At 63.3% G+C, this 12946-nt stretch carries 8 protein-coding genes; 4 read left to right on the top strand and 4 right to left on the bottom strand.

What is annotated here, in order from left to right; genetic code table 11:
• Positions 1-322: 322 nt before the first annotated feature.
• From QMX89_RS07840 to QMX89_RS07830, 3 genes are all read right to left on the bottom strand, one after another.
• Positions 323-1531, bottom strand: coding sequence for an EAL domain-containing response regulator (locus tag QMX89_RS07840; protein ID WP_161804292.1), 1209 nt, complete (start codon positions 1529-1531; stop codon positions 323-325).
• Positions 1532-1635: 104 nt separating this feature from the next.
• A complete protein-coding gene (locus QMX89_RS07835; RefSeq protein WP_282347704.1) occupies positions 1636-5223 on the bottom strand; it encodes a transporter substrate-binding domain-containing protein in 3588 nt (1195 codons plus the stop codon).
• 50 nt (positions 5224-5273) lie between these two features.
• On the bottom strand, positions 5274-5900 hold the full coding sequence (locus QMX89_RS07830; RefSeq protein ID WP_049860194.1) for a response regulator transcription factor: 627 nt from the start codon (positions 5898-5900) through the stop codon (positions 5274-5276).
• Positions 5901-6336: 436 nt separating this feature from the next.
• On the opposite strand from QMX89_RS07830, the gene QMX89_RS07825 reads away from it, so the two are divergent.
• Together QMX89_RS07825 and uvrA are read left to right on the top strand one after the other, a co-directional pair.
• Positions 6337-7362 (top strand): DNA topoisomerase IB, encoded by a 1026-nt coding sequence (locus QMX89_RS07825; protein ID WP_282347703.1) that lies wholly within the window; start codon positions 6337-6339, stop codon positions 7360-7362.
• Positions 7363-7443: 81 nt separating this feature from the next.
• Positions 7444-9948 (top strand): excinuclease ABC subunit UvrA, encoded by a 2505-nt coding sequence (gene uvrA / locus QMX89_RS07820; RefSeq protein WP_282347702.1) that lies wholly within the window; start codon positions 7444-7446, stop codon positions 9946-9948.
• A gap of 41 nt (positions 9949-9989) precedes the next feature.
• On the opposite strand, the gene QMX89_RS07815 is transcribed toward uvrA, so the two are convergent.
• Entirely contained in the window at positions 9990-10133 is a 144-nt protein-coding gene (locus QMX89_RS07815; protein WP_177327956.1) for a hypothetical protein, read from the bottom strand.
• A gap of 153 nt (positions 10134-10286) precedes the next feature.
• On the opposite strand from QMX89_RS07815, the gene QMX89_RS07810 reads away from it, so the two are divergent.
• Both QMX89_RS07810 and QMX89_RS07805 read left to right on the top strand, forming a co-directional pair.
• The gene (locus tag QMX89_RS07810; protein ID WP_282347701.1) at positions 10287-11087 is read left to right on the top strand and encodes a glucose 1-dehydrogenase; all 801 of its coding nucleotides are present in this window, start codon (positions 10287-10289) and stop codon (positions 11085-11087) included.
• Positions 11080-12897, top strand: coding sequence for a glycoside hydrolase family 15 protein (locus QMX89_RS07805; RefSeq protein ID WP_282347699.1), 1818 nt, complete (start codon positions 11080-11082; stop codon positions 12895-12897). Before QMX89_RS07810 ends, QMX89_RS07805 begins: the two co-directional genes overlap by 8 nt.
• The last annotated feature ends 49 nt before the right edge of the window (positions 12898-12946 follow it).

Below are 12946 nucleotides of genomic sequence, written 5' to 3'. Positions count from 1 at the left end.
GGCGCAAGCCGCGTCGGCGGTGGAGGCGGTACGCCTGAACGCACGCCACAAACCCGGACGCGGCTCGCGCCGCTGCTACAGAGACCGCGATCCCCTGTAGCAGCGGCGCAAGGCGCGTCGGCGGTGAACGCGGTATGCCTGAAAGCACGCCACAAACCCGGACGCGGCTCGCGCCGCTGCTACAAAGACCGCGATCCCCTGTAGCAGCGGCGCAAGCCGCGTCGGCGGTGGATGCGGTACGCCTGAAAGAACGCCACAAACCCGGACGCGGCTCGCGCCGCTGCTGCAGGGCCGGCGAGGCGCGTGATGCGTCCGGGCGCAGCTACTCGCGGCGTATGGGTTGCAGCGTCCTGGGTTGCTGGAGGCGCTGCTGCAGTGTGGCGGCGGTCAGGGGTGCGGCGAAATAGTCGCCCTGGCCGCGCAGGCAGCCAAGGTCGTATAGCAGCAGATGGTGCACCGCGCTCTGCACGCCAGTCACCGTCAGTTCGATGCCCAAGGTACGCGCGGCGACCGACATGTGCTGGACCACAGCCAAGTGGCGCGACTGATGCGGCGCTTCGAGCAGAAACGGTGCAGCCAGACGCAACTGATTGATCGGCCACTGACACAGGCGCTGCAGCGACGCCCCACCGAAGCCGAAGCCCTGCATGCCCAGGTCGCAACCCATGAGCCGAACTCGCAGCAGAGTTTCCAGGTATTCGGCCTTGGGCCGCGCCAGCCCGACATGGCTGAGCTCCAGTGCCACGCGATGCTTGCCCGTCAAATGTCCGCGCAGTATGCCGAGCAACTCGTTCATCAGCGGTGGATGACCCAGCTGCTCGAGTCGCATGCCCAGACTCAACCCCACCTGCAGACCGGCATCGGCAAGCTGATGCTGAACCTCTACCGCCTGCTCGGCCATGTACAACAGCAGCGCATTGCCCAGCCCTGCCCGCTCCACCGCCGGGCAGAACTGCGGCATGGCCAGCGGGCCGTGCCGCGGGTGCCGCCAGCTCAACTGCGCGTCGACACTGCGAATACGCCCGTCGGCAACCGTGCAACGCGGCAGAAAGCAGATGTCGAACTGGCCGCTGGCGATCCCCGCCTGCACCTCGGCACGGCTGATGCGCACCGTCGACGGTGTTGCCAGGACCGCCTCGCGTGGCGTGTTCAACGCCGCGAAGAAACGTTGCAACCGATCAAAGTCCAACGGGCTGCCGGCATCCACCAGGTACTCAACACCCAGCATCGACACCCACTGGTACAGCCCGGTGCGCACCTCCGGATCGAGTCCGCCACCTATCAGCACCGCGCGCACGCGCTTGCGGGTGACCGCCTCCTGGATAATGCGCAAGGCACCCACCCCCAGTACATCGACGTTGCACACCAGCACGTCGATGGGCTGGTGCTCGCGCAGCAACTGCACCGCCTGCTCGCTGGTCTGCGCCTGATACACGCAACTGCAACCCAGCTGATTGAGCATCCGCACGGCGATCGCACGCTGAAACCCATGACTTTCGACCAGTAACACCGTTGGCTTGATATCTGACACGATCACTTCCCCTGTTACCTCATGCCCCTGTTTCTTCATGCCTATGTTCAACTCCGTGCCAGCCGCGGGATGCAGGCAAATTCCCAATACGCACTGGAAAATTCCTACGCCTTGCCGGATCTTTCGTGCCGTTTCAGATAGTCGTCCAGGCTGACCATGGCAGCCGCCAGATCCTCGACCCCGCGACGCATCCGTTCGGCCGAAGGGTGAGCCGTGCAGGCCTGTTCCAGTGCTTCGCAGGCCGCCAGCAGCCGTCGAGCGCGGACGATGCGGGCGCCGCCCTTGATTCGGTGCACCAGTTCCGCCACCTCGCCGATGGCGTAGGGTTGCGCCAACGAATGCAGGCGCTTGAGGTCTTGCAGGTTACTCTCGGCCAGATCATCGAGCAGGCGCCGCAGGGAACTTGCATCGCCGCCGGTCAGTTGATCGAGGCTGCCGAGGTCCACCTCATCATCTTCTGTCTCGACCCTGCGGCGTGCGCGATGTGGATCCAGATGCAGTGCCAGACTTTCCAGACTCAATGGCTTGAACAGGCAGTCGTCCATGCCTTGCTGGAGACAGCGCAGGCGCTCGCGTATCTGCGCGTTCGCCGTGCAGCCGAGGAACAGACACGGCTCAAGTTTCTTCCGGCGCTCGTGCTCGCGCACGGCCTTGACCAGCTGATAGCCATTGATACCGGGCATGTTGCAATCGCTGATCACCACGTCGTAGGCACCCCGCAACCAAGCGCGCAGGCCGGCGGCGCCGTGTTCGGCGACCGTTACACGATGACCGAGAAAAGTCAGCTGACGCTCCAGCAGCAATCGGTTGGCCGGGTAATCATCGACCACCAGCACCTGCAGCGCCGGCAAGTTGCTGCGCGACGTCTCGCGTGCGATCTGCTGCGGGGCGATGGCGCGGGGTACCGCGTCGAACTGTACCTGGACCCGAGTGCCACAGCCGAGCACGCTGTGCAGTTCCAATCGGCCTTTCATCAGCGCCGCCAGGCTACGGCAGATGCTCAGGCCCAGCCCGGCGCCGACACGGCTGCCACGGCCGCCGGCAGCCTGCCGATAAGGAGCGCCCAGGCGAGCCAGATCGGCCTGAGCGATGCCTTGACCGCTGTCTTCCACGCTCAATTCGACCCGCGCGCCGTGGGTCTGCGGCCAGACGCCGAGGCTCACCGTGACCTGTCCCTCGCGGGTGAACTTGATCGCATTGCTGAGCAGGTTGGCGATGATCTGCTTGAAGCGCACCGGATCGACGCTGAGCCAGGTATCAGGTGCACCCAGCATGTCGAGCTTGAGCCGCAAGTGTTTCTCCCGGGCCTGGGCCTGGAACAGGCCGACGGTATCCCCTGCCAGTTGTCCCAACTGGCAGGGCGCGGCCAGCAGTTCCAGCCGCCCGGCTTCGATGCGGGTGACGTCGAGAATGTCGCCGATCAGCGCGAGCAGACCGTTGGCCGATTGCGAGGCGACTTCCAGGGCCGGCTTGTCGAGCATGCCCTGCTCGGCTTTCTTCAGGGCCAGTTCGAGCATGCCCAGCACGGCGTTCATCGGCGTCCGGATCTCGTGGCTCATGGTTGCCAGAAAAGTGGTCTTGGCCTGGTTGGCTGCTTCGGCCTGGGCCTGGGCTTCGCGATAGGCTTCGCAAAGGCGCTGACGTTCGGTGATATCGACCCACCCGGCGATCAGGCCCTGTATGCGGCCGTCGACACCGCGGTAAGGCAACATCCAGTGGTGGATGATCAGCACCTCACCTGATTGCAGCGTCAGCGTGCGGTCCTCGACCACCGGTTCGCCGCGCTCCATGACCTGCATGTATATGTCCTGTGCAACCTGTGCATGGGCCTCCTGAAGCAACCCATAGCCGGCCAGCGGCTTGTTCAGTATGGCCTCGCGGGTGACGCCCAGGGCCTGCAGGTAGCCGGTGTTGCAGTTGATCAGACGCGCCTGGCGATCGCGTATGTAGATCGGATGGGGCGTGCCGTCGATCATCACCCGCATGACCTCCAGTTGGGTGGTCAACGCACGCTCGGCATCCACGCGCTGGCGGATCAGGCGCTTGAGGTAGCTGACCCAGCCCAACGCCAGCAACAGCAGGAGCAAAGCTGCGGCAAATCCCTGCATGATCGCCCAGCGGTAGCGCTGCCAAAGGCCGTCGGTGACGATCATTTCAGTGCGCCAGTGGCGTGTCAGCTCGCTCATGTGCGGCGGAGGAATGTCCTGCAGGGCACTGTCGAGGATCGATTGCAGCACCTGAGCCTGCGGTGATACGGCGAAGGCGAAATGGACCGGGGCCAGCGGCAGCGCCACGCTGATGCGCAGCCGCTCGCGGTATTGTCGCGCGATCATGTAGCGCGCGGCGATCAAGGGCAGCACTGCGGCGTCGGCCTGGCCGCGGTCGAGCATGGCCAGTGCCTCGGCCGTACTGACCGCGTCCAGTCGGGTGATCGAGGGGTAGTGTTCCTGAAGCCATTCATGCACACGACTGCCCTCCACCAGCACTATTCGCTTGCCGCTGGCCTGCTCCAGGGAGGTCAGACCTCGCTGGCCTTCACGGGTGACCAGCACCGGTGAGCTGCTCAGGAACCCTCGGCTGAACGCCAGGCGGGTCTGCCGCTCGGGGCTTGGGATCATCGCGGCGATCAGGTCGGCCTCACCGCGCTCGATCATTTCGCTCATGCGCGTCAGGGAAGTGCCCTCGATCACTTCGATGGCCAGCCCGGTGCGCCGGGCAATCTGTTGCAGCACGTCGGCAGCCACGCCGGCGAAGCGGCCTTGATCGTCGCGGTAGCTGACGGGCACGAAACGCGGGTCCATCAGCACACGCAGTTCTCGACGTCCGGCCAGCCACTGGCGCTGCACTGCACTCAAGGGCAATGCCGCAGGCTCCGCCACGTCCGGACGCTCGACGCTCCAGCGTCGCAGAATGCTGGCCCGTGCCTCATCCGGTATCACCGCCAAGGCTTTGTCCAATACCCGCAGCAGGCGCGCATCGCGCGGGCCGACGGCAAAGCCGAAGGCGTGCCCCTCGATGCCCACCGCCGATTGCAGGCGCAAGGCGGGCAACTGGCTGCCATCGGCCTGATGGAACACCGCGAGGGCCCCGCCGACGAACAGGTCTGCCTGCTGGTACGCCACTGCCGCCATGGCGTTCAAGGGGGTTGGGTGAAATTGCAGTTGGGCCGTCGGGAAGCGTTCGCGCACCTCACTGGGCGAAACATGGTCTCGTACCAGGGCGACGCGCACCGGCAAGGCAGGATCGGCGTTCAGCGCGGACTCCCGGCGCGTGGCCAGCACCGGCCGGTCCTCGATGTAGGGGCTCGAGAGCAGCAGGCCGTGACGCAGTGCTTCACGACGACTGGCGGTGCCCAGCACCTGGACCTCGCCCGCCTTGAGCGCGGCCATCGCCAGTTCACGGGACGGATAGGCCTGCACTTCCACCTGCAACTCGAGCAGCCGCGCCAGCAGGGCCAGATAGTCGGCGCTCACCCCTTCATAGCTGGCGCCGTTGGCGGACAGGTCGAACGGCGCGTAATCGGGGCGGCTGACGCCCACCCGCAAAGTACGTCGCGCCCGCAGCCACTGCCGATCGCGGTCGGCCAACTGGACCTGCAGGCGGTCGAACCAGGCAATTTCGGGCTGTGACCGGCCGTGCAACGGCAGCATCTCGGCATGGACCAGTGCCGTACCGGCCAGCCACACAAGCATGCAGCGAACGCCACGACCGGTCCTCGCCATCAGGCTCATCAACTCACCCGTCAAACCAGAAAGTTACGTTTGGCGAGCTCGGCCAGCTCGACCAGTGAGCCCATCTGCAGCTTGTCCATCAGCCGAAACTTGTACGTGCTCACGGTCTTGTTGCTGAGCAGCATCAGCTCGCCGATGGCCTTGTTGCTCAGGCCGCGGGCCAGGTGCTGGAGGATGGTCAGCTCGCGGTTGGTCAGGCGCGCGATGCTGTCCGCCTCACTGACCAGCGCATCGCTGTTGCGCACCGAGCTGAAGGCAACCACCGGGAAGTAGGTGAATCCGGTACCGATGGCCGTTACCGCCTTGCGCAGTTCGTTGAGGTCATCGCACTTGGATACGTAGCCCATGGCGCCCAGCTTCATGCAGCGCAGGGAAAAATGTTCGGCAGGTTGGGAGGTGAGAATGACGATTCGGCTGCTGGCCCCCAGCTCCTTGATCCGGGCGATGACGTCCATGCCGTCCAGTCCGGGCAGGGAGATGTCGAGGACAATCAGATCGGGATGGTGTGTCTTGGCCATCAAGACTCCATCGACACCGTCCTTTGCCTCTGCAACCACGCTGAACCTTTCCTGCTTGAGCAACAGTTTGACGCTTGACCGGATGAACGGGTGATCGTCGATTATCAGTGCTGTACGCATGTCTTTCTCCTGATTGCGAGGGCGCCGGACGGCGCTTGCGTGCCCGGCGCGTGCTTCCTTTGCAGCGTTCTGCAGCGCCTCTTCTGGTTCTGGATCAGGGGACAGTGGTCAAGCGCAGGACGAGGCCACCTGCTGTAGGAGTGTTCCGTAAATCGCGCACGACGTCGGTCGGCTTATTCCGATTTGGCTATGGGAAGGTTCCGAAACCCTTGAGTGAAATTTTCCCTAGCGTCGTAGGATGGCCACGCTCCCAGTGCCCCCTTGTGCAGCGGCGCCAGTATTACCGGGACGTGCTGACACGAAAGCCGGACAATTCCCAAGCTTTCGGGGAAATCTCCTACGCTTGCTTCCAGCGAACATTCTTCGCACATCGCCGACGGGACTTCCGCGCGTGGCCGCGGTCCATTGCAGACACAGGCCATGGTTTTGCGCACAAATGTCCGACCTTCTCGAAATCGAACTTCCTGCCGATCTGCATTACGTTGACGACACCCTGCCGGGCCTGCGCCGCAAGACGGTGCGTGGCCATTTCGCCTATTTCACGCCTGATGGCGAACGCATTCGCGACGAGGCCGAAATCAAGCGCATCAACGCGCTGGTCATCCCGCCGGCCTACACCGATGTGTGGATATGTGCCGACCCCCAAGGTCACCTGCAGGCGACCGGACGCGATGCTCGCGGGCGCAAGCAATACCGTTACCATCCGCGCTGGCGCGAAGTGCGCGATGAAGACAAGTATTCGCGCATGATCGAGTTCGGCAAGATGCTGCCCAAGGTACGGCGGCAGCTAGAGGCTCACCTGGCCGCGCCGGGGCTGGATCGCAACAAGGTCATGGCGGCGGTGGTGTCGTTGCTCGACAACACGTTGATTCGCGTGGGCAATACCCAGTACGCCCGAGACAACAAGTCCTACGGACTGACGACGATGCGCAACAAGCATGTCGAGGTCAAAGGCCATACCATTGCCTTTCAATTCAGGGGCAAAAGTGGCGTCGAACACTCGGTAACGGTAAAGGACCGGCGCCTGGCCAGCATCGTCAAGCGCTGCATGGAGCTGCCGGGGCAGAATCTGTTCCAGTACCTTGACGAGGATGGCCAACGGCACAGCGTCAGCTCCCACGACGTGAACGCTTACCTGCACCAGATCACTGGCGCTCATTTCACCGCCAAGGACTACCGCACGTGGGCAGGCAGTGCCTTGGCCCTGGCCATGTTGCGTGAGCTGCACTGGCAGCCCGAACCCGATGCGAAGAAGCACATCGTCGACATGGTCAAGGCGGTGGCCAAGCAACTGGGTAATACCCCGACGGTGTGTCGCAAATGCTACATCCACCCCAAGGTGCTGGAGCATTTCGTCATGGGCGAGCTGGCGAAGTTGCCCAAACCTCGCCAACGCAAGGGGCTGCGTCTGGAAGAGGTCGCCCTGGCGACGTTTCTCGAACGACTGGTAGCGGCTGCGTAAAGTCGCTCATAGAAGGCTTCCGGAATTGTGGGTGCAGACTGCGGTCGGTTATTGCACTGCTCATTCATTCCAAGGCTTTTCATGAAACCTACCGCTCCCAGCGGCTTCGTCCAGGTTCGCGGCGGCCGCGAACACAACCTCAAGAACGTCGATGTCGATATCCCGCGCGATGCCCTGGTGGTCTTTACCGGGGTATCGGGTTCGGGCAAGTCATCGCTGGCATTCGGCACCCTCTACGCCGAGGCGCAACGGCGCTACTTCGAATCGGTCGCTCCCTACGCTCGACGCCTGATCGATCAGGTCGGCGTGCCCGACGTCGACAGCATCGAAGGCCTGCCGCCTGCCGTCGCTTTACAGCAGCAGCGCGGCACGCCCAGCACCCGCTCCTCGGTGGGCAGCGTTACCACCCTGGGCAGTCTGGTCCGCATGCTCTATTCCCGAGCCGGTGCCTATCCGCCGGGCCAGGGTTTGCTCTACGCCGAGGATTTTTCGCCCAATACTCCGCAAGGTGCGTGCCCGCACTGCCATGGACTGGGCCGGGTGTACGAAGTGACCGAAAAAACCATGGTACCCGACGACAGCCTGACCATTCGCCAGCGCGCGGTGGCTTCCTGGCCGCCGGCATGGCAAGGCCAGAACCAGCGCGACATCCTCGTGACCCTGGGGTATGACGTGGACGTACCGTGGCGCGACCTGCCGAAGAAACAGCGCGACTGGATCCTGTTCACCGAAGAAACCCCGACCGTGCCGGTGTATGGCGGGCTGACGCCGGAACAGACCCGCGAAGCGCTCAAGCGCAAGATGGAACCCAGCTATCAGGGCACCTTCACCGGGGCGCGGCGCTATGTACTGCATACCTTCACTCACTCGCAGAGCGCGCTGATGAAGAAGCGCGTCAGCCAGTTCATGATCGGCGCGGCGTGCGAAGTCTGCGCCGGCAAACGGCTCAAGCCCGAAGCACTGAGCGTGACCTTTGCCGGCCTGGACATCGGAGAGTTCTCGCAACTGCCGCTCAGCCAACTGGCGCAGAAACTCAAGCCGGTGGCCGAGGGTCAGCAAGTGGGCAAGCGACTCAGCGAGGAAAAGCGTCTGGCTGCTCAGCAGCTCGCGCAAAACCTGCTCGGTCGCCTGCACACCTTGATCGATCTGGGCCTGGGCTATCTGTCGCTGGAACGCAGCACGCCGACGCTGTCGTCCGGCGAGCTGCAGCGCCTGCGCCTGGCTACCCAGCTCGGCTCGCAACTGTTCGGCGTGGTCTATGTGCTGGACGAGCCCACTGCCGGCCTGCATCCGGCCGACGGCGAGTCATTGCATGCCGCTCTGCAGGGACTGAAGGCGGCAGGCAATTCTCTGTTCGTCGTCGAGCACGATCTGGATACCATGGCGCGCGCCGACTGGGTGGTCGATGTCGGGCCGTTGGCCGGCGAACAGGGCGGCCAAGTGCTCTACAGCGGCCCGCCACAAGGCCTGGCTCAGATAGACGCCTCGCAGACCCGTGCGTACCTTCACGGCGGCGCCGCGCCATTGCCGCGCCCACGTCGAGACACCACCCGCTGGCTGAAGCTGGCGGATGTCAGCCGCAATAACCTGCGCAAGGTGGCTGCCGAGTTTCCCCTGCAATGTTTCACCGCCGTCACCGGTATCTCCGGCTCGGGCAAGTCGAGCCTGGTCAGCCAAGTGTTGCTGGAGCTGGTCGGTGAACACCTGGGCCAGGCCCAGGAAGAAGTCGAAGACGTATTGGAAGACGCTGCGCCGCAGACCGAATCGGGCCACATCGTCGAGGGTATGGATCACATCAAGCGACTGGTGCAGGTCGACCAGAAACCTATCGGCCGCACACCGCGCTCGAACCTGGCCACCTACACCGGGCTGTTCGATCACGTGCGCAAACTGTTCGCTGCCACCAAGGATGCCCGTCGTCACGGCTTCGACGCCGGTCAGTTCTCGTTCAACGTGGCCAAGGGGCGCTGCCCGGAATGCGAAGGTGAAGGTTTCGTCAGCGTCGAGTTACTGTTCATGCCCAGCGTCTTCAGCCCCTGCCCGACCTGTCATGGCGCCCGCTACAGCCCCAAGACCCTGACGGTGAAATGGGAAGGACGTACGATCGCCGACGTACTGCAATTGACCGTTCAGCAGGCCTGTGAGGTGTTCGCCGAGCAGGCAGCGGTGCTGCGCCCCTTGAGCGTACTGCGCGACATCGGCTTGGGCTATCTACGCCTGGGTCAGCCTGCGACCGAGCTGTCGGGAGGTGAAGCGCAACGTATCAAGTTGGCCACCGAATTGCAGCGCACTCAGCGCGGCGCTACGTTGTATGTACTCGATGAACCCACCACGGGCCTGCACCCCAGCGATGTCGACCGGCTGATGCAGCAACTCAATCATCTGGTCGATGCTGGCAACACCGTGATCGTGGTGGAGCACGACATGCGCGTGGTGGCTCAGGCCGATTGGGTAATCGATATCGGACCCAAAGCCGGTGACCAAGGCGGCAAAGTGGTTGCAGCCGGGAGGCCGGAAGCAGTGGCCAAGGTCAGCGCCAGTCAGACTGCACCTTACTTGCAAAGCGCTCTGGCGGAACCCGTGTAGCAGGCCGGCAGCCCTGAAGGATCGGGGCTGCCGAGCGCTACTCAACCGACAGGTTTGCTCTGGCCTTCATCGGATGGAGTGCGTTCCTTCTCACCTTGCTGATTCTCGCGCTTGTGCTCTTCACCAACCTTGCCGGCATTTTCCGGCTTGTGGTCGAGGTCTTCGCGATCGGATTCTTTGTTCATTGTGCTTCTCCTGGTAGTGCGCGGACGGCACATTGGGCCGTCACTCTATTTGGGCATCCTCGTGTGGCATTCGTGCCCAAACGTTTCCAGGCTGAACTCCCGCACCGCGTTGCCAGTCAGCATTGAAACGCCATTATCGGAGGAACATCCCGGATGCAGATTTCATTGGATAAACAGGTTGCCCTCGTCACCGGCGCCAGCTCCGGTCTGGGTGCCGCAGCTGCCAAGGCGTTGGCCGAAGCCGGTGCCAGCGTGGTGGTCAACTACAACTCCCACGCAGAGCCTGCCGAAAAACTCGTCGCGCAGATCCGCGAAGCGGGTGGCAAGGCCATCGCGGTGGGCGCGGACGTGTCCAAGGAAGAGGACGTCGAGCGTCTGTTCGCCGCGACCATCGACACCTATGGCGCCCTGGACATCCTGGTTGCCAATTCAGGGCTGCAACGCGATGCCGCCACGGTCGACATGACCCTGGCGGACTGGAACAAGGTGATCGAAGTCAACCTCACCGGCCAGTTCCTGTGCGCTCGTGCTGCCTTGCGCCAGTTCCAGAGCCAAGGCCCGCGCTCGTGGCTATCCCGCGCAGCTGGCAAGATCATCCACATGAGTTCAGTGCACCAGCTCATTCCGTGGGCAGGCCACGTCAACTACGCCGCGTCCAAAGGCGGTATCGACCTGCTGATGCGCAGCATTGCCCAGGAAGTGGGCGAGCAGCGCATTCGCGTCAATGCCATCGCACCCGGTGCCATCCGCACGGCGATCAACGAAGAGAACACCCAGGGCGATGCGGAAAAGAAACTGCTGGAGTTGATTCCCTACGGTCGCGTCGGCGAAGTGGACGACGTTGCCAACGCAGTGGTCTGGCTGGCGTCCGATCTGAGTGACTACATACATGGCACCACGTTGTTCATCGACGGCGGCATGAGCCTGTATCCGGGGTTCCGAAACAATGGCTAAAGACGTCTGCAGCACTACGCAAAGCCCCATCGAGGCCCACGGCATCATCGGCGACATGCGCAGCGCCGCACTGGTCGCCGACAATGGCAGCATCGACTTCTGCTGCTGGCCCGAATTCGACAGCCCCTCGATATTCACCGCCCTGCTCGATTGCGATCGTGCCGGGGTGTTCGAACTGGCCCCAGACCTGCCCGGTGCACGCCGGCAACAGATCTACCTGCCCGACAGCAATGTTCTGCAGACGCGCTGGATCGACCACGACGCGGTGATCGAGATCACCGACCTGATGCCGGTCGCCGCCGTTGCCGACGCCCTGCCCCGGCTGATCCGCCGGGTCGAGGCGCGCAATGGCACGGCCACCATTCGCTTGCGTTGTCGGGTTCGGCACGACTACAGCCGCGCCGATACCCAGGCCTACACCAGCGGCGAGGACGTTTGCTTCCGCGCCGAAGGTCAGCCCACTTTGCGTCTGTCGGCGACCCAGGCCCTGAGCATCGACGAGCACAGCGCCATTGCCGTGTTCGAACTCAAGGAAGGCGAATGCGCCGAATTCATCCTGGGTGGCGAAGAAGACCCCATGGTGAGCGCCGGCACGGGGCAGACCTGTCTGGAAGAAACCCTGGCGTTCTGGCGCAACTGGATCGGCCATTCGAACTACAAGGGCCGTTGGCGGGAAATGGTCGACCGCTCTGCCTTGGCGCTCAAGCTGCTGACGTCACGCCGGCACGGCGGAATCATTGCGGCGGCCACGTTTGGTCTGCCGGAGGCGCCGGGTGGCGTACGCAACTGGGATTACCGCTATACCTGGATCCGGGACGCGTCGTTCACCGTATACGCGTTCATGCGCCTGGGGTTCACCACGGAGGCCAACGACTACATGCGCTGGGTGCGCGATAGGGTCGGCGAATGCACTGACGAGCCCGCCCGGCTGGGTGTGGTGTACGGCCTGGATGGCCGCGAGGAGCTGCCCGAATCGGAACTCGATCACCTGAGCGGGCACGGTGGTGCCCGTCCCGTGCTGGTGGGCAACGGTGCCCATGATCAGGTCCAGCTCGATATCTACGGTGAATTGCTGGATGCGGTGTACCTGGCCAACAAATACGGCGAAGCCATTTCCCATGAGGGGTGGAAACACGTCACCCACATCGTCGACAAAGTCTGCAGCAGCTGGCAGCAGAAGGATGTCGGTATCTGGGAGATGCGCAACCCACCCGAGCATTACCTGCATTCCCGGCTAATGTGCTGGGTGGCCATCGATCGGGCGTTACGCTTGGCCGAAAAACGCTCCCTGCCAGCACCGTTCGAGCGTTGGGACAAGGAACGGCAGGCGATTCACGACGATATCTGGACCCATTTCTGGAACGCCGACGCCGGACACTTCGTACAGAAGCTGGGCGGTGTCGAACTCGACGGCTCGATTCTATTGATGCCGTTGGTGCGCTTCGTGGGTGCCAGCGACCCGCAATGGCTCAGCACGCTGGCGGCGATCGAGCGCACGCTGGTGCGTGACGGCATGGTCTATCGCTACCGTCAGGACGACGGCCTGCCGGGCGATGAAGGTGCGTTCACTGCCTGTTCATTCTGGTACGTGGAATGTCTGGCCAGGGCCGGACAGGTGGAAAAAGCGCATCTGGAGTTTCAGCAATTGCTGCGCTATGCCAACCCGCTGGGCTTATTCGCCGAAGAGTTCGATCGGCATGGTCATCATCTGGGCAATACGCCTCAGGGATTGAGCCATCTGGCATTGATCAGCGCAGCCAGTTTTCTCGACAGAAAGTTGAGTGGCCAGCGTACTCAATGGCAACCTTGAAGGTTTCAAACGATGATGGTGGCAAGAGTGCCACTATCACACCCATAAA

The organism is Pseudomonas sp. PS01301, assembly GCF_029960215.1.
GTDB lineage: Bacteria > Pseudomonadota > Gammaproteobacteria > Pseudomonadales > Pseudomonadaceae > Aquipseudomonas > Aquipseudomonas coleopterorum.
The sequence above is the reverse complement of the archived record's forward strand: the minus strand, read 5'-3'. Positions and strand labels throughout refer to the sequence as shown.